Genomic DNA, 16,282 nt, shown 5'->3' on the forward strand with positions numbered 1-16,282 from the left:
GTCATCAAACTCCAATCAGATGGCTGTGGTCGCGCTCCGGAAGCGGAGAGCGGCGGGATGACATGGAAGTGGGGGTAGCTCGCCGGATTTCAAGGGGTGGGTGTCTCTTCGATCTTGAAATGTGCACGGGCGGTGGCAATCGGCTCATCGGCGGTGCTCTGCCAGGCGGTGATCGCCACGTTGGCCACGCGCCGCCCCTGACGCCAGACCTGGCAGCGGGCGAAGGTGTCGCGAAACTGCCCGGCACGCAGGTAGTCCAGGGAAAAATCGATGATCTTCGGCACCCCGGGAGAGCCGGTAAAGATCAACAGATGCACAGCCGCCGCCAATTCCATGAAACCGGCGATCACACCGCCGTGCAGCGCCGGCAGCAGGGGATTGCCGATGTTGTCCTTGTTGGCCGGCAAGCGAAACAACAACTCGTCCCCCAGCCGCGAGCATTCGATGCCGATCAGGGCGGCGTAGGGAATCTTCTGCAGCAAGGGACCGTAGTCGCCCTGTTGGTGAGCCTGCTCCAGCAACAGCTTGAGATCTTCGCTCATGGACGTGCTCCCTTGAGGGCCGTGGCAAACCCCGGGGTGCCCTTGAGGCCCTTGCCCATGCGCATGAAAGTCCCGACCACATGGGCCACCGGGCGCTGCGGATCGTCCTGATAGGCAAAACCGCGGGTAAAGATCACATCGGTAGTGACCCGGTAGCACTGGGCAAAACCATGCACGTCGTGATGAGGCACCGCCGGGTGCATGTAGTCGATACGCAGGTCCAGGGTCGGACAGACCTCGAACTCCGGCAGCACGCACAGCGTGGCCATGCCACAAGCCGTATCCATGAGGGTGGTCAGGGCGCCACCGTGGATGATTCCAGTGTGGGGATCGCCGACGATCTGCGGGCTGTAGGGCAAGGTCAGGGTCATGCCCTCCGGTGATGCGCTATGCACGCTGATGCCCAGCACCTGGCAGTGTCGCAAGGCGGAAAGAAAGCGCATCGCACGCTCGAAAACAGGATTCTGCGCCATGGGTTATCTCTATTGTTAGTGTCAGGAATCAGCGGTTGGCCAGGACGATAAAAGTTCCGTAGAACAAATACTTAATATATCTAGGACCCCCAAGGAACTTAAATCACAAGACCACGATCGAAAGGCCAGTAGATATCTTCACTAAGGAGAAACACCCCATGCGTAAGACTTTAGCTATTGCCCTGATGCTGACCGCTTCCCTCGGTCTGGCTGCCTGTGACAAGAAATCCGAGGACAAAGCTCAAGATGCAAACCAACACGCTGAGCAAGCTCAACAAAAAATGAACGAAGCCCAGGATAAAGTGAACGAAGCTGCCAAGGAAAACGCCGAAGCTGCCAAAGACCAGGCTGAATCCAACAAGGCCGCAGCCGAAGAAAGCGCCAAGGAAGCAGCCCCTAAAACCAACTAATTCGGTTTTAGCGCAAGATATGAATAAAGCCCGCCAAGTGCGGGCTTTATTGTTTGTGGAAGAAATGACTACATCAGCAACCAGCGAAAAGTTGGACTAAGCATCAACAACAAGGAACACAAGAGTCCCACTGCCCAGAGCAGACTTCGCTGCCAGGTCAGGTCCGCCAGATAGCACACCAGATAGAAGACCCGGGCAATCACAAAGGTGATGGCCAGGACGTCGATCAACCAGCCTTGGGTCTGGGTGACATGTGCCATCAGCACCCCGACCGCAAACAGCATGAAGGCCTCGAAACTGTTCTGATGCGCCGCCAGGGCCCGCGCGCCCCGCCCGGTCAGCTGGGCCTGTTGCTGACGCGGCAGATGGTTGTTGTAACCGCCCTGCTCTTTCATGGCCTTGGCCACCGGAATGCGCGCAATGAAAATCAGCAATGCGCTGATAAACACGCACCAGAACGCAATACTCATCAGCCTATCTCCTTGTTTGTCTCGGGCAATGGCGCCTCCGTAGGGGTATAGACCATCACATCCAGTACGTCGGAATGGAACTCGCGACGATAAAGCACCAGCACCACCCCCGCGCTCATCACCATGAACAACCAGGGGCTGACAAACCAGGCCAGCATGCTCATGCCGAAGTAATAGGAGCGCAGGCCGAAGTTGAACTGGTTGGCAGCCATGGAAATCACCCGTGCCGCCCGGGAAGCGAAAGCCTTGCGCTCCTGCTCGGACACCTGGCGCTCACCGATCATCGGCGCCGAGCCCACCAGAATGGCGGCGAAGTTGTACTGGCGCATGCACCAGCTGAAGGTGAAGAAGGCGTAGACGAACACCAGCGCCAGGCACAGCAGCTTGATCTCCGACATGCCCTGGGACGCCTGCTGGACCATGGGAATGTCCGCCAGCAGCGACACCGCGCGTTCCGATGCGCCGAGCACGGTAAGAATGCCCGCCAGGATGATCAGGGTGCTGGAGGCGAAGAACGAAGCGTTGCGTTCCAGGTTGCCGATCACGCTGGCGTCGGCGATGCGGTTGTCACGCAACAGCATGCGGCGCATCCAGTCTTCGCGATACAGGTGCAGGACACTGGCCAGGCAGGCGGTGTCCCGCCCCTTCCAGGTGGCATAACGGGTATAGCCGCCCCAGCAGATGACGAACCACAAGGCGGCCAGTAAATGGATCAGGTTGGCTTGGACGAACGACATGCAAATTCCTGTAGGGCGTGGCAGAGGACACAGCTTCGACGCCACGCCGAGGAAAAAGGCACTGCCCGAGCCCCATAAAAAATGCCCCGTATCGATCGATACGGGGCATTGTTCTGGATGCTCATGAGCCGCTTGTGGCGACCCCGAGCCCTTGCCGACAGGTCAAGCCAGCGCTTCGGCCGGCTTGCCCAGGATACGGTCGAAGATCACGGCGACCGCCAGGATGATCACCGAAGGCACCAGCCAGGCCAGGCCTTGCTCACTCAACGGCAGATGAGACAGCTGGCTCGGCAGGCCATCGGCCAGGCCCGCGCCTTTAAGCGCATCGATCAGGCCGAAGACAAAGGACACCAGCATCACCGGACCGACGATGCGGCGCTGGTCCTGCCAGAACTCCTTGCAGAAGCTCAGGGCCACCAGGGCAATGCAAGGCGGGTAGATGGCGGTCAGTACCGGAATCGAGAAGGCGATGAGCTTGGTCAGGCCAAGGTTCGATACCAACAGCGAGAAAACCGCGAGGATCACAACCAGAGTCTTGTAGGACAAAGGGGTTACGCGGCTGAAGTACTCGGCACAGGCGCAAGTCAGGCCCACGGCGGTCACCAGGCAAGCCAGGGAGATCAGCACCGCGAGGAAACCGCTGCCCAGGGAGCCGAAGGTGTGCTGCACGTAGGCATGCAGTACCGCTGCGCCGTTGGTGGCGCCGGCTGCCACTTCATGGCTGCCCGAACCGAGGCGGAACAGACTGACGTACACCAGCGCCAGGCCAACCCCGGCGATCAGGCCGGCGATCACCGCATAGCGGGTGATCAGTCGAGGCGACTCGACACCGCGCGAGCGAATGGCATTGACGATGACGATGCCGAACACCAGGGCGCCCAAGGTATCCATGGTCAGGTAACCATTGATGAACCCCTGGGAGAATGGCGCGGCGACATACTCGGGCGTCGCCTCGCCAACGCTACCGGCCGGCAGGGCGCAAGCTGCGATCCCCAGCACCGCCAGGGCGATGATCTTCAGCGGCGCCAGGAAACGGCCAACGGTATCCAGCAGGCGGCCTGGATACAAGGAGATGAAGAACACCAACAGGAAATACGCCGAACTGTAGAGGAACAGTGCCAGCGGGCTTTCACCAGTCAGTGGCGCCAGACCCACTTCAAAGGACACAGTGGCCGTGCGCGGCGTGGCGAACAGCGGGCCAACCGCCAGGTAGCAGACAGCCGCCAGCAGACCGCCAGCGACTTTACCGATGGGGCTGCTCAACGCATCCATGGCGCCACCGACCTTGGCCAGGGCGACCACGGTGATCACCGGCAGGCCCACCGCAGTGATCAGGAAGCCCAGCGCCGCCATCCAGACATGGGGTCCGGACTGCAAGCCGACGATGGGTGGGAAAATGATGTTGCCAGCCCCGACGAACAGGGCAAAAGTCATGAAGCCGAGCGCCAGAATGTCCTGGCCTTTCAACACTTTCATTAAGGAAATACCACACTACTGAATCGGAATTTAGAGAGGGATTTCCCTTATGGGTGAGGGAAATGCTGTCAGTCCGTATAAGACTGACCCGTTTAGCGCGCCGATACCTTGTGGGTAGCAGACGCATAAAGAGGCGGCTAGCCTACCGAATCTGTAAGACGAACGCACCGGCACAATGAGAATTTTCTGATATGCGACATCGGGATGTCGCCTTTTTGAAACTATTTTTCCACCGGAATGAATCCCCCTGCACAGAGCCTCGTTCGCCCAGGCGCCGACTCATGTTGGAGCTGGCTCGTGTAGGAGCTGGCTCGCCAGCGAAAACCGCGACAAGAACCACACGCGGCTCAGGCCCCCTCGCCGGCAAACCGGCTCCTGCGCCAGAAAGCACAAAGGCCACCCGAAGGTGGCCTTTGCTGGAAGAGCTACAAGCTAAGCGCGAAGCTTACTTGACCGCCCAACCGGTCAGCTCGGCCAGGGCCTTGCCGATGTCTGCCAGCGAACGCACGGTTTTTACGCCTGCGTCTTGCAGAGCAGCGAATTTCTCGTCTGCAGTGCCTTTGCCGCCAGAGATGATTGCGCCAGCATGGCCCATGCGCTTGCCCGGAGGAGCAGTCACACCAGCGATGTAGGAAACAACCGGCTTGGTCACGTGAGCCTTGATGTAGGCAGCCGCTTCTTCTTCAGCCGAACCGCCGATCTCGCCGATCATCACGATCGCTTCGGTCTTCGGGTCTTCCTGGAACAGCTTCAGGATGTCGATGAAGTTGGAGCCCGGGATCGGGTCACCACCGATGCCGACGCAGGTGGACTGGCCGAAACCGGCGTCAGTGGTCTGCTTAACGGCTTCGTAAGTCAGGGTGCCGGAACGGGAAACGATACCGACCTTGCCTGGCAAGTGAATGTGACCTGGCATGATGCCGATCTTGCATTCGCCTGGAGTGATCACGCCTGGGCAGTTAGGGCCGATCAGGGTCACGCCCAGCTCGTCGCACTTAACCTTGGCGTCCAGCATGTCCAGGGTTGGAATGCCTTCGGTGATGCAGACGATCAGCTTGATGCCGCCGAAAGCTGCTTCCAGGATCGAGTCCTTGCAGAAAGGAGCTGGAACGTAGATCACGCTGGCGGTGGCGCCAGTGGCAGCTACAGCGTCTTTCACGGTGTTGAACACTGGCAGGCCCAGGTGCTCGGTGCCGCCTTTGCCTGGAGTTACGCCGCCAACCATCTTGGTGCCGTATTCGATGGCTTGCTGGGTGTGGAAACTACCTTGCGAACCGGTAATGCCCTGGCAGATAACTTTGGTGTCTTTATTGATCAGGACGCTCATTATTTGCCCTCCGCAGCTTTGACAACTTGTTGAGCAGCGTCGGTCAGGCTGGTAGCAGCGATGATGTTCAAGCCGCTTTCTGCCAGTACTTTAGCGCCCAGTTCAGCGTTGTTGCCTTCAAGGCGAACAACAACCGGGATTTTCACGCCGACTTCTTTCACGGCGCCGATGATGCCTTCGGCAATCATGTCGCAGCGAACGATGCCGCCGAAGATGTTGACCAGTACTGCAGCGACGTTGGTGTCGGACAGGATGATCTTGAAGGCTTCGGTCACGCGCTCTTTGGTAGCACCACCACCTACGTCGAGGAAGTTGGCTGGCTTGCCGCCGTGCAGGTTGACGATGTCCATGGTGCCCATGGCCAGGCCGGCACCGTTGACCATGCAGCCGATGTTGCCTTCCAGGGCTACGTAGTTCAGTTCGAACTTGGCAGCGTGCGCTTCGCGCGGATCGTCCTGCGACGGATCGTGGAAAGTCTTCAGCTTAGGCTGACGGTACATGGCGTTGGCGTCGATGTTGATCTTGGCGTCCAGGCAGTGCAGATCGCCGTCAGCCTTGATCACCAGCGGGTTCACTTCCAGCAGGGCCAGATCGTGATCCTGGAACAGTTTGGCCAGACCTACGAAGATCTTGGCGAACTGGGCAACTTGCTTGCCTTCCAGACCCAGTTGGAAAGCCAGCTCGCGGCCCTGGAATGGCTGAGCGCCAACCAGTGGATCGATAGTGGCTTTGAGAATTTTTTCTGGAGTGTCGTGAGCGATCTTCTCGATGTCCACGCCACCTTCGGTGGAAGCCATGAACACGATGCGACGGCTCGAACGGTCAACGACAGCGCCCAGGTACAGCTCTTTAGCGATATCAGTGCACGATTCAACCAGGATCTTGGTGACAGGCTGGCCATTGGCGTCAGTCTGATAGGTCACCAGACGCTTGCCCAACCACTGCTGAGCGAATGCCTTAGCGTCTTCTTTGCTGCGAACCAGCTTAACGCCGCCCGCTTTACCGCGACCACCGGCGTGAACCTGGGCTTTGACAACCCACTCGGAGCCGCCGATTTTGTCGCAAGCTTCTGCTGCTTCTTCCGGGGTGTCTACCGCGTAGCCTTTGGATACTGGCAGGCCGTATTCAGCGAACAGCTGCTTACCCTGATACTCGTGAAGATTCATGCTTTTTACCGTCTTCGTTAGGTACTGCGCATTCGGCGCTGCGCTCAAGATTGAGTGCCGCACCACCTGTGACCGCTACTCTCGAACCAGCGCCACACCTGAATCCCGAGCCTGGGCCCGGGTCCAGCGTGTGGCGCTACCTCAAGAGGTCGAGTCCAGCGGAGATTCCGCGGTGAGTCTTGCTCGCAAGGCTCACGACGGGCAATCCGCCGTGGTTTCTTATTGTCTTAACGCTTCTTGCGGTTGGCGATGTGAATGGCACCGCCATTCACTGCCAGTGCTGCTTCGTGCAGGGCTTCGGACAGGGTCGGATGGGAGAAGACCATCATGCCCAGGTCTTCGGCGCTGGTGCCGAATTCCATGCCGATTGCACCTTGCTGAACCAGTTCCGCAGCGCTTGGGCCAATCACGTGGACGCCCAATACGCGATCAGTCTTGGCATCGGCGATGACCTTGACGAAACCGCCGGTGTCGTTGGCTGCCATGGCACGGCCGCTGGCGGCAAACGGGAAGGTGCCGACGTTAACTTCAACGCCTTCAGCTTTCAAGGCCTGCTCGGTTTTGCCAACCCATGCAATTTCCGGGTGAGTATAAATAACCGATGGGATCAGGTCATAGTTCATCTGGGCTTTGTGGCCCTTGATGCGCTCGACGACCATGATGCCCTCTTCCGAAGCCTTGTGAGCCAGCATCATGCCGCGGACCACGTCGCCGATGGCGTAAACGCCCGGCACGGTGGTGGCGCAGTGATCGTCAACGTGCACGAAACCGCGCTCGTCGAGGGTCACGCCGCAATCGGCAGCCAACAGATCAGTGGTCACCGGACGGCGACCAACGGCAACGATCAGCTTGTCGAAAGTGATGGTCTGCTCGCCGTTGGCGTCGGTGTAGGTCACCACGACTTCTTCGCCATTGACCTTGGAGCCGGTCACGCGAGCGCCCAGCTTGATGTCCAGACCTTGCTTGGTCAGGGTTTTCAGCGCTTCCTTGGAAACAGCGGTGTCAGCTGCCATCAAGAAGGTGTCCAGTGCTTCGAGGACAGTCACTTGCGCGCCCAGACGCGACCAGACCGAACCCAGCTCCAGACCGATGACGCCAGCGCCGATCACGCCCAGGCGTTTTGGTACGGATTGGAATTCCAGGGCGCCGGTGGAGTCGACGATGACATTCTGATCAACCGGAGCCGGTGGAATATCGATCGGACGCGAACCTGGAGCCAGGATCACGTTTTCGGCTTCGATCACTTCAACCGAACCGTCAGGCTTGGTGACTTCGACTTTCTTGCCGGCCAGCAGTTTGCCGTGGCCCTGGATCGAAGTGACGCCGTTGGCCTTGAACAGGGTGGCAACACCGCTGGTCAGGCCTTTGACGATGTTGGCCTTGCGACCGACCATGGCCGGTACGTCCATGGTCACGCCAGCGTGGCTGATGCCGTGGATGGCGAAACCATCCTGGGCTTCGTGGAATTTCCAGGAGCTGTCCAGCAGCGCCTTGGAAGGAATGCAACCGACGTTCAGGCAAGTACCGCCGAGGGCCAGCTTGCCCTCTTTGTCGGTGTACTTCTCGATGCAAGCGGTGGTGAAGCCCAGCTGTGCAGCCTTAATCGCAGCTACATAACCGCCTGGGCCCGCGCCAATCACTACTACGTCGAATTTCTGAGTCATAAAAAGGTTCCTTTTAGCGGCAAGCTAGAAGCCGCAAGCTGCAAGCTTGAAGCCCCTAGCCCTGGGGGCTTGGAGCTTTTCGCTTGCAGCTCGCAGCTGCTTTTTAGATGTCCAGGAGCAGACGCGCCGGGTCTTCCAGCAGGTTCTTGATGGTCACCAGGAACGTCACGGCTTCTTTACCGTCGATCAGACGGTGATCGTAGGACAGCGCCAGGTACATCATCGGACGGATTACTACCTGACCGTTGATCGCCATAGGACGTTGCAGGATGTTGTGCATGCCCAGGATAGCGGCTTGCGGTGGGTTGACGATCGGGGTCGACATCATCGAGCCGAAGGTACCACCGTTGGTGATGGTGAAAGTACCACCGGTCATCTCTTCCATCGACAGCTTGCCGTCGCGGGCCTTCTTGCCGAAGGTGGCGATGCCGCCTTCGATTTCGGCCAGGCTCATCAGCTCGGCGTTACGCAGAACCGGAACCACCAGGCCACGGTCGCTGGATACCGCGACACCGATGTCGGCGTAGCCGTGGTAGACGATGTCGGAACCGTCGATCGAGGCGTTGACCGCAGGGAAACGCTTCAGCGCTTCGGTGGCAGCCTTGACGAAGAACGACATGAAGCCCAGGCGTACGCCGTTGTGGGACTTCTCGAACAGGTCCTTGTACTTCGAACGCAGAGCCATGACTTCAGTCATGTCGACTTCGTTGAAGGTGGTCAGCATGGCCATGTTCGACTGGGCTTCAACCAGACGCTCGGCAACCTTGGCCCGCAGACGGGTCATAGGTACGCGCTTCTCGACACGGTCGCCGGCAGCGAACACCGGAGCAGCAGCGGCCGGAGCCGGGGCCTTGGCTGGCGCGGCAGCCGGAGCGGCTTTCTTGGCAGCAATGGCAGCCACTACGTCTTCCTTGGTCACACGACCACCTTTGCCAGTACCGGCAACGGAAGCGATGTTGATGCCATTTTCTTCAGCCAGCTTGCGCGCGGCAGGAGCGGCGATTGGATCGTCTTCGCCATCGGCGGCAGCCGGGGCAGCAGCGGCCGGAGCAGCGGCAGCAGCAGGAGCAGCGGCAGCGGCGCCGCCTTCAACGATAGAGCCCAGAACTTCGTCGGACAGAACGGTGTCGCCTTCGTTCTTGACGATAGCGCCCAGCACGCCGTCAGCGGTAGCCAGGACTTCCAGCACAACCTTGTCGGTCTCGATGTCGACGATCAGCTCGTCGCGCTTGACGGCTTCGCCCGGTTGCTTGTGCCAGGTGGCAACGGTGCCATCGGCAACCGATTCCGGGAAAGTGGGGGCTTTGATCTCGATAGCCATTATCTGTGGTTCCTTAAATTCGGTTTCAGGTGCGCGAAGGCGTTAAACAGTGAAGGCATCTTGCAGCAGTTTTTCCTGCTGCTCGGCGTGCATCGACGCGTAGCCACAAGCAGGCGCAGCAGAGGCGTCACGGCCGGCGTACTCGAGTACGAGCGACTTGTCGTGATTGCCCACGATGCGACGCATGTGGTGCTGGCTGCAGTACCAGGCGCCCTGGTTCATCGGCTCTTCCTGACACCAGACCACGTGCTTGAGGTTGGTGTACGGAGCCAGGACTTCGTTCAGGTCGTCCTCAGGGAACGGGTACAACTGCTCGATGCGCACGATGGCGATGTCTTCACGACCTTCGGCACGGCGTTTTTCCAACAGGTCGTAGTAGACCTTGCCGCTGCACAGAATCAGGCGCTCGACCTTTTTCGGGTCCAGTGCGTCGATTTCCGGAATAACGGTCTGGAACGAACCTTCGGCCAGATCTTCCAGAGTCGAGATGGCCAGCTTGTGACGCAGCAGCGACTTCGGAGTCAGTACCACCAGCGGCTTGCGCAGAGGGCGGATCACCTGGCGACGCAGCAAGTGGTAGATCTGTGCTGGCGTGGTCGGCATGCACACCTGAATGTTGTGCTCGGCGCACAGCTGCAGGTAACGCTCCAGGCGCGCCGAGGAGTGCTCAGGGCCCTGACCTTCGTAACCGTGAGGCAGCAGCATGGTCAGACCGCAGAGACGGCCCCACTTGTGCTCACCGCTGGTGATGAACTGGTCGATCACCACTTGCGCACCGTTGGCGAAGTCGCCGAACTGGGCTTCCCAGATCACCAGCGCGTTCGGCGTGGTGGTCGAGTAGCCGTATTCGAATGCCAGTACTGCCTCTTCCGACAGGAACGAGTCATACAGATCAAAGCGCGGCTGGCCTTCGAACAGATGCTTGAGCGGCACGTAAGTGCTGGCATCTTTCTGGTTGTGCAGAACAGCGTGGCGGTGCGAGAAGGTGCCGCGGCCGATGTCCTGGCCGGTCATGCGGATCGGGTGACCTTCGAATGCCAGGGTCGCGTACGCCATGGTTTCAGCGTAACCCCAGTTGATCGGCAGGCCGCCGGCTTGCATCTTCTGACGGTCTTCGTAGATCTTCGCGACCTGACGCTGAACCACGAAGCCTTCTGGCAATTCCAGCAGCTTGGCGGACAGTTCCTGCAGGGTCTTGAGATCGAAGGTGGTGTCGTGACGCGCGGTCCAGGTGTGGCCCAAATACGGGCGCCAGTCCACGAACAGCTCTTTGTTCGGTTCCTTGACCAGGCTCTTCACTACGTGCAGACCGTTGTCCAGGGCATTGCGGTACTCATCGACCTTCGCCTGAACACGCTCTGCATCAAGGACACCGCTCTGGATCAGGCGATCGGCATACAGCTCGCGAGTGGTGCGCTGCTTGGTGATCTGCTGATACATCAGTGGCTGGGTGCCGCTTGGCTCGTCGGCCTCGTTGTGGCCGCGACGGCGGTAGCAGACCAGGTCGATCACCACGTCGCGCTTGTACTGCATGCGGTAGTCGATGGCCAGCTGGGTCACGAACAACACGGCTTCCGGATCGTCACCATTCACATGGAGGATCGGCGCCTGGATCATCTTCGCAACGTCGGTGGCGTACTCGGTGGAACGCGAGTCCAGCGGGTTGCTGATGGTGAAACCAACCTGGTTGTTGATCACGATGTGCACAGTGCCGCCGGTACGGAAACCGCGGGTCTGGGACATCTGGAAGGTTTCCATCACCACGCCCTGACCGGCGAATGCCGCGTCACCGTGGATCGAAATCGGCAGAACCTTGTCACCGGTCTGGTCGTTGCGACGATCCTGACGGGCGCGCACCGAACCTTCGACCACTGGAGAAACGATTTCCAGGTGGGACGGGTTGAACGCCATGGCCAGGTGGACTTCGCCACCTGTGGTCATGACGTTGGACGAGAAGCCCTGGTGGTATTTAACGTCACCGGAACCCAGCTCGACCTTCTTCTTGCCTTCGAACTCGTCGAACAGCTCGCGCGGGTTCTTGCCGAAGGTGTTGACCAGCACGTTGAGGCGACCACGGTGGGCCATGCCGATCACGACTTCCTTGGTGCCGTAGGAACCGGAACGCTGGATCAACTCGTCGAGCATCGGAATCAGGCTCTCGCCGCCTTCCAGACCGAAACGCTTGGTGCCCGGGTATTTGGTACCCAGGTATTTTTCCAGGCCTTCACCAGCGGTGACGCGCTCGAGCAAGTGGCTCTTGATGTCGGCGGAATAGGTCGGACGACCGCGCACGCTTTCCAGACGCTGCTGGAACCACTGGCGCTGCTCGGAATCGGTGATGTGCGTGAATTCAGCGCCGATGGTGCGGCAATATGTCTGCTGCAACGCTTCGTGAATTTCGCGTAGGCTCGCTTCCTCTTTGCCGATGAACAGGTCGCCGGCACGGAAGGTCGTATCAAGATCGGCATTGGTCAAGCCGTAATGATTGATCGACAGGTCTGCAGGTGCAGGACGCTGCCACAGTCCCAGCGGGTCGAGCTGGGCTGCCTGGTGGCCACGCATCCGATAGGCCTGGATCAATCGCAGCACTTCAACTTGCTTCTTCTCGTGCTCACTGCTCACGCTGCCGGCGGATACCGGTTGGGCGCGGCGCTGGTTCTTTGCCAGCAAGACGAAATGATCGCGGATTGTCGAGTGCGAAACATCGATGGCAGTGCTGCCGTCGGCAGGCAACTTCTGAAAGTAAGTGCGCCACTCTTCTGGCACAGCGTTAGGGTCGTGCAGGTAGAGCTCGTAGAGCTCTTCCACATAGGCAGCGTTACTACCGGATAGGTAGGCGCTGTTCCACATGCGCTGCATCACGCTTTCTTGCATGCTTGGTCACCCTCGGTTAGGGGAACACCATCGGCGAAGACACCGAGCAAGCTTGCAGAAGTCCGAATGCAGCGACCAAAACAAGCCACTTAGGATCACGCTGATAGTCCGGGTACCAGCCCGGATGCCCCTGCTTGTCTCATTTCTTCAAAAATAAGAGCAGCCACTTTGTGAGCTGCTGCTCAGGTTAGAGCCATGACGCGGGTTGAAGCCCGCGCCTTGGCTTTTACGGGTACAGCGGTCCTACGGGTACAACAGCTGAATCACACGCCGCTCTGCAGCAGCATGTTACGAATGTGACCGATGGCCTTAGTCGGGTTCAGGCCTTTGGGACATACGTTGACGCAGTTCATGATCCCCCGGCAGCGGAATACGCTGAACGGGTCATCCAGGGAAGCCAGACGCTCGGACGTCTTGGTGTCACGGCTGTCTGCCAGGAAGCGGTAGGCTTGCAGCAGTGCAGCTGGACCCAGGAACTTGTCCGGGTTCCACCAGAAGGACGGGCAAGAGGTCGAGCAGCAAGCGCACAGGATGCACTCGTACAGACCGTCGAGCTTCTCGCGCTCTTCCGGGGACTGCAGACGCTCGATGGCCGGAGCCGGCGTATCGTTCTGCAGGAATGGTTTCACCTTCTCGTATTGCTTGTAGAAGATGCTCATATCGACAACCAGGTCACGGATAACCGGCAAACCTGGCAGAGGACGAATGACCAGCTTGTTCTTCTTGACCACGGCAGACAGCGGCGTGATGCACGCCAGGCCGTTCTTGCCGTTGATGTTCATGCCATCGGAACCGCAAACGCCTTCACGGCAGGAACGACGGTAGGAGAAACCCTCGTCCTGCTCTTTGATCAGCGCCAGCACGTCCAGCACCATCAGGTCCTTGCCACCGGTGTCGACTTGGAAAACCTGGGTTTTCGGAGCCGAGTCGGTGTCTGGGTTGTAACGATAAACTTCAACTTGCAACATATCGATCACCCTTTAGTAAGTCCGGACTTTTGGTTCAAAAGTCGGAACAGTCTTCGGCGAGAAGTTGACCGCACGCTTGGCAACGCGCTTCTCACCCGGGAAGTACAGGGTGTGGCACAGCCAGTTTTCGTCGTCACGGTCTTCAAAGTCTTCACGGGCGTGAGCGCCGCGGGACTCTTTGCGCACTTCGGCAGCGATGGCGGTGGCTTCAGCCACTTCCAGCAGGTTCTGCAGCTCAAGTGCTTCGATACGTGCAGTGTTGAAAGCCTGAGACTTGTCGTTGATCTTGACGTTGGCGATACGCTCGCGCAGATCGGCCAGCTGGGCGATACCCTTCTGCATGTATTCGCCAGTACGGAATACACCGAAGTAGTTCTGCATGCAGCTCTGCAGCTCGCGACGCAGGGTTGCAACGTCTTCACCGGTGGTGCGCTCGTTGAGCTTGGCCAGACGGTTCAGGGCCACGTCGACGTCGGTGTCGCTGGCATCGCGGTATTCGATACCGTCGGTCAGCGCTTTTTCCAGGTGCAGGCCGGCCGCACGACCGAAAACCACCAGGTCCAGCAGCGAGTTGCCGCCCAGACGGTTGGCACCGTGTACCGATACGCAAGCCACTTCACCCACTGCGAACAGGCCAGGGATGATGGTGTCTTCGCCAGCAGCGTTCTGAGTGATCGCCTGACCATGAATGTTGGTGGCAACGCCGCCCATCATGTAGTGGCAGGTTGGAACCACTGGCACCGGAGCAACCACCGGATCAACGTGGGCGAAGGTCTTGGACAGCTCGCAGATACCAGGCAGACGGCTGTGCAGCACTTCTTCGCCCAGGTGATCGAGCTTGAGCATCACGTGGTCGCCATTCGGGCCACAGCCGTTGCCGGCGATGATTTCCTTGACCATGGAACGCGCTACAACGTCGCGGCCAGCCAGGTCTTTGGCGTTCGGAGCATAACGCTCCATGAAACGCTCGCCGTGCTTGTTGATCAGGTAACCACCTTCACCGCGGCAACCTTCGGTGACCAGCACACCGGCGCCGGCAATGCCGGTGGGGTGGAACTGCCACATTTCGATGTCTTGCACCGGAACGCCGGCACGCAGCGCCATGCCGACACCGTCACCGGTGTTGATCAGGGCGTTGGTGGTGGAAGCGTAGATACGACCTGCACCGCCGGTAGCCAGGACGGTGGCCTTGGAGCGGATATAGGTGGTTTCGCCGGTTTCGATGCAGATAGCGATCACGCCGACAAAGGCGCCATCCTGGTTCTTCACCAGATCGACTGCGTACCACTCGTTGAGGAAGGTGGTACCGGCTTTCAGGTTGCCCTGATAAAGGGTGTGCAGCAGCGCGTGACCGGTACGGTCGGAAGCAGCGCAGGTACGAGCCGCCTGGCCGCCCTTGCCGTAGTCCTTGGACTGACCGCCGAAAGGACGCTGGTAGATACGACCGGTTTCGGTCCGGGAGAACGGCAGACCCATGTGGTCCAGTTCGAAGACCGCAGCCGGGCCTTCCTGACACATGTATTCGATAGCGTCCTGGTCACCGATGTAGTCGGAACCCTTGACGGTATCGTACATGTGCCAGCGCCAGTCATCGTTCGGGTCCGCCGAGGCGATCGCACAGGTGATGCCGCCCTGGGCAGACACAGTGTGCGAACGGGTCGGGAACACCTTGGTGATCACGGCAGTCTTGTGGCCACCCTGGGCCAGCTGCAGTGCGGCACGCATGCCGGCGCCGCCGCCGCCAATGATGATGGCGTCGAAAGAAATGGTTGGAATGTTAGCCATGAATCAGATACCCCAGAGAATCTGCACACCCCAGACGAAGTAAGCGAACATCGCGACGCCGCATACTGCCTGGAAAAGGAAACGCACTGCTGTCGCCGACTTGCCCAGCGCCATCGGCGTCAGGTAGTCAGTCGAGATGGTCCACATGCCGACCCAGGCGTGAGCGCCCAGGGCCACCATGGCCAGCAGACTGAAGATACGCATCCAGTTGTTTGCGAACAGGCCATGCCACTGGGTGTAGTCAATGCCCGGATTCGCTACGAGGTATCCGATCAGGAAAATGAAATAAGCCGCGAGAACGACCGCAGACACACGCTGTGCCATCCAGTCATAAAGGCCCGAACGCGACAGGTTCGTAACGCTGGTTACCATATCCAAACTCCCGCCAGAACGATTACCACCACGGATACGGCGATAACGATTTTCGAGCCCAGCTTGCCGCCTTCCAGCGTCTCACCGATGCCCATGTCCATGATCAGATGGCGTACACCGGCCACCAAGTGATACAGCAAGGCGGACAGGAGGCCCCATGCAACGAATTTGGCCAGCGGACTGGTCAAGCACGCCTTCACCTCGGCATAGCCTTCCTCGGAACCCAGGGATTTGCTCAATGCATAAAGCATGATGCCGATGCCCAGGAAGAGGATGATGCCGGAAACACGGTGAAGAAACGACGTAACGCCGGTGATGGGGAGTTTGATGGTCCTTAGGTCTAGGTTTACAGGTCGTTGGCTATTCACGGCTTTTTTCACACTGAAGAGCCCCTAACAATCAGGGCAAAGTTGTTGGGGAGTGCACTGGTCAGGTAACCACTACCCAGGGAGTGCGACCCCCAATAAAGCGGGCCCGGAAGCCTACGGAGGTCGGTGGCCGAGTATAGACAGTTAGGCTACTAATGACAACGCAAACGCCTTCCCCTAATAGCTGATTGCGTTAGCTATATAAAAGGCGTAAATGGCGCTGAATTTCGCTAAAAAATCGGCCCCAAAGCCTTCTGGGACAAGACTTTAGGCAAATTGACATTCAGATTTATCTCACTATAGTGGTGCGGGCCCTGCGTGGGGGGTCT

15 protein-coding genes are annotated in these 16,282 nt (G+C 59.1%); 1 reads left to right on the forward strand and 14 read right to left on the reverse strand.

The window, feature by feature from the left end:
* Positions 1–89 precede the first annotated feature (89 nt).
* Together BLV47_RS21630 and BLV47_RS21635 are read right to left on the reverse strand one after the other, a co-directional pair.
* A complete protein-coding gene (locus BLV47_RS21630; RefSeq protein ID WP_092316930.1) occupies positions 90–542 on the reverse strand; it encodes a PaaI family thioesterase in 453 nt (150 codons plus the stop codon).
* Complete coding sequence (locus BLV47_RS21635; RefSeq protein WP_092316933.1) at positions 539–1,015, reverse strand: PaaI family thioesterase; 477 nt, start codon at positions 1,013–1,015, stop codon at positions 539–541. Before BLV47_RS21635 ends, BLV47_RS21630 begins: the two co-directional genes overlap by 4 nt.
* A gap of 158 nt (positions 1,016–1,173) precedes the next feature.
* Here BLV47_RS21635 and BLV47_RS21640 point away from each other — a divergent pair, with 158 nt between their 5' ends.
* The gene (locus BLV47_RS21640) at positions 1,174–1,425 is read left to right on the forward strand and encodes a hypothetical protein (RefSeq protein ID WP_016968094.1); all 252 of its coding nucleotides are present in this window, start codon (positions 1,174–1,176) and stop codon (positions 1,423–1,425) included.
* Between the two features lie 68 nt (positions 1,426–1,493).
* On the opposite strand, the gene BLV47_RS21645 is transcribed toward BLV47_RS21640, so the two are convergent.
* From BLV47_RS21645 to sdhC, 12 genes are all read right to left on the reverse strand, one after another.
* Complete coding sequence (locus tag BLV47_RS21645; RefSeq protein WP_092316936.1) at positions 1,494–1,895, reverse strand: MAPEG family protein; 402 nt, start codon at positions 1,893–1,895, stop codon at positions 1,494–1,496.
* Positions 1,895–2,632, reverse strand: coding sequence for a DUF599 domain-containing protein (locus BLV47_RS21650; protein WP_092316939.1), 738 nt, complete (start codon positions 2,630–2,632; stop codon positions 1,895–1,897). Before BLV47_RS21650 ends, BLV47_RS21645 begins: the two co-directional genes overlap by 1 nt.
* Positions 2,633–2,794: 162 nt before the next feature.
* The gene (gene brnQ / locus BLV47_RS21655; RefSeq protein WP_092316942.1) at positions 2,795–4,108 is read right to left on the reverse strand and encodes a branched-chain amino acid transport system II carrier protein; all 1,314 of its coding nucleotides are present in this window, start codon (positions 4,106–4,108) and stop codon (positions 2,795–2,797) included.
* A gap of 445 nt (positions 4,109–4,553) precedes the next feature.
* Positions 4,554–5,435: a succinate--CoA ligase subunit alpha gene (gene sucD / locus BLV47_RS21660; RefSeq protein ID WP_003223019.1), complete on the reverse strand. Its 882-nt coding sequence runs from the start codon at positions 5,433–5,435 to the stop codon at positions 4,554–4,556.
* The gene (sucC, locus tag BLV47_RS21665) at positions 5,435–6,601 is read right to left on the reverse strand and encodes an ADP-forming succinate--CoA ligase subunit beta (RefSeq protein ID WP_009047768.1); all 1,167 of its coding nucleotides are present in this window, start codon (positions 6,599–6,601) and stop codon (positions 5,435–5,437) included. The genes sucD and sucC overlap by 1 nt, the downstream gene beginning before the upstream one ends.
* 227 nt (positions 6,602–6,828) lie before the next feature.
* Entirely contained in the window at positions 6,829–8,265 is a 1,437-nt protein-coding gene (lpdA, locus tag BLV47_RS21670; RefSeq protein WP_092316945.1) for a dihydrolipoyl dehydrogenase, read from the reverse strand.
* A 103-nt stretch (positions 8,266–8,368) separates the two neighbouring features.
* A complete protein-coding gene (odhB, locus tag BLV47_RS21675) occupies positions 8,369–9,586 on the reverse strand; it encodes a 2-oxoglutarate dehydrogenase complex dihydrolipoyllysine-residue succinyltransferase (protein ID WP_092316948.1) in 1,218 nt (405 codons plus the stop codon).
* A gap of 42 nt (positions 9,587–9,628) precedes the next feature.
* On the reverse strand, positions 9,629–12,460 hold the full coding sequence (locus BLV47_RS21680) for a 2-oxoglutarate dehydrogenase E1 component (RefSeq protein WP_092316951.1): 2,832 nt from the start codon (positions 12,458–12,460) through the stop codon (positions 9,629–9,631).
* Positions 12,461–12,723: 263 nt separating this feature from the next.
* Positions 12,724–13,428 (reverse strand): succinate dehydrogenase iron-sulfur subunit, encoded by a 705-nt coding sequence (locus BLV47_RS21685; protein WP_022643104.1) that lies wholly within the window; start codon positions 13,426–13,428, stop codon positions 12,724–12,726.
* Positions 13,429–13,440: 12 nt separating this feature from the next.
* Positions 13,441–15,213, reverse strand: coding sequence for a succinate dehydrogenase flavoprotein subunit (gene sdhA / locus BLV47_RS21690; protein ID WP_016968086.1), 1,773 nt, complete (start codon positions 15,211–15,213; stop codon positions 13,441–13,443).
* Positions 15,214–15,216: 3 nt separating this feature from the next.
* The gene (sdhD, locus tag BLV47_RS21695; protein ID WP_011060049.1) at positions 15,217–15,585 is read right to left on the reverse strand and encodes a succinate dehydrogenase, hydrophobic membrane anchor protein; all 369 of its coding nucleotides are present in this window, start codon (positions 15,583–15,585) and stop codon (positions 15,217–15,219) included.
* Positions 15,579–15,965 carry a succinate dehydrogenase, cytochrome b556 subunit gene (sdhC, locus tag BLV47_RS21700; protein ID WP_015634665.1) on the reverse strand — a complete coding sequence of 129 codons (387 nt, stop codon included), beginning with the start codon at positions 15,963–15,965 and terminating at the stop codon, positions 15,579–15,581. Before sdhC ends, sdhD begins: the two co-directional genes overlap by 7 nt.
* Positions 15,966–16,282: the final 317 nt, after the last annotated feature.

It is taken from the genome of Pseudomonas saponiphila, from assembly GCF_900105185.1.
In the GTDB taxonomy this organism is placed as follows: Bacteria; Pseudomonadota; Gammaproteobacteria; order Pseudomonadales; family Pseudomonadaceae; genus Aquipseudomonas; species Aquipseudomonas saponiphila.

Excerpts from the sequence above, each read along its gene's own strand:
- odhB (WP_092316948.1), bottom strand. The coding sequence starts at position 9,586 with ATGGCTATCGAGATCAAAGCCCCCACTTTCCCGGAATCGGTTGCCGAT.
- BLV47_RS21640 (WP_016968094.1), top strand. The coding sequence starts at position 1,174 with ATGCGTAAGACTTTAGCTATTGCCCTGATGCTGACCGCTTCCCTCGGT.
- BLV47_RS21685 (WP_022643104.1), bottom strand. The coding sequence starts at position 13,428 with ATGTTGCAAGTTGAAGTTTATCGTTACAACCCAGACACCGACTCGGCT.
- sdhD (WP_011060049.1), bottom strand. The coding sequence starts at position 15,585 with ATGGTAACCAGCGTTACGAACCTGTCGCGTTCGGGCCTTTATGACTGG.
- BLV47_RS21645 (WP_092316936.1), bottom strand. The coding sequence starts at position 1,895 with ATGAGTATTGCGTTCTGGTGCGTGTTTATCAGCGCATTGCTGATTTTC.
- sucC (WP_009047768.1), bottom strand. The coding sequence starts at position 6,601 with ATGAATCTTCACGAGTATCAGGGTAAGCAGCTGTTCGCTGAATACGGC.
- BLV47_RS21680 (WP_092316951.1), bottom strand. The coding sequence starts at position 12,460 with ATGCAAGAAAGCGTGATGCAGCGCATGTGGAACAGCGCCTACCTATCC.
- lpdA (WP_092316945.1), bottom strand. The coding sequence starts at position 8,265 with ATGACTCAGAAATTCGACGTAGTAGTGATTGGCGCGGGCCCAGGCGGT.
- sdhA (WP_016968086.1), bottom strand. The coding sequence starts at position 15,213 with ATGGCTAACATTCCAACCATTTCTTTCGACGCCATCATCATTGGCGGC.
- BLV47_RS21630 (WP_092316930.1), bottom strand. The coding sequence starts at position 542 with ATGAGCGAAGATCTCAAGCTGTTGCTGGAGCAGGCTCACCAACAGGGC.
- brnQ (WP_092316942.1), bottom strand. The coding sequence starts at position 4,108 with ATGAAAGTGTTGAAAGGCCAGGACATTCTGGCGCTCGGCTTCATGACT.
- BLV47_RS21650 (WP_092316939.1), bottom strand. The coding sequence starts at position 2,632 with ATGTCGTTCGTCCAAGCCAACCTGATCCATTTACTGGCCGCCTTGTGG.
- sucD (WP_003223019.1), bottom strand. The coding sequence starts at position 5,435 with ATGAGCGTCCTGATCAATAAAGACACCAAAGTTATCTGCCAGGGCATT.
- BLV47_RS21635 (WP_092316933.1), bottom strand. The coding sequence starts at position 1,015 with ATGGCGCAGAATCCTGTTTTCGAGCGTGCGATGCGCTTTCTTTCCGCC.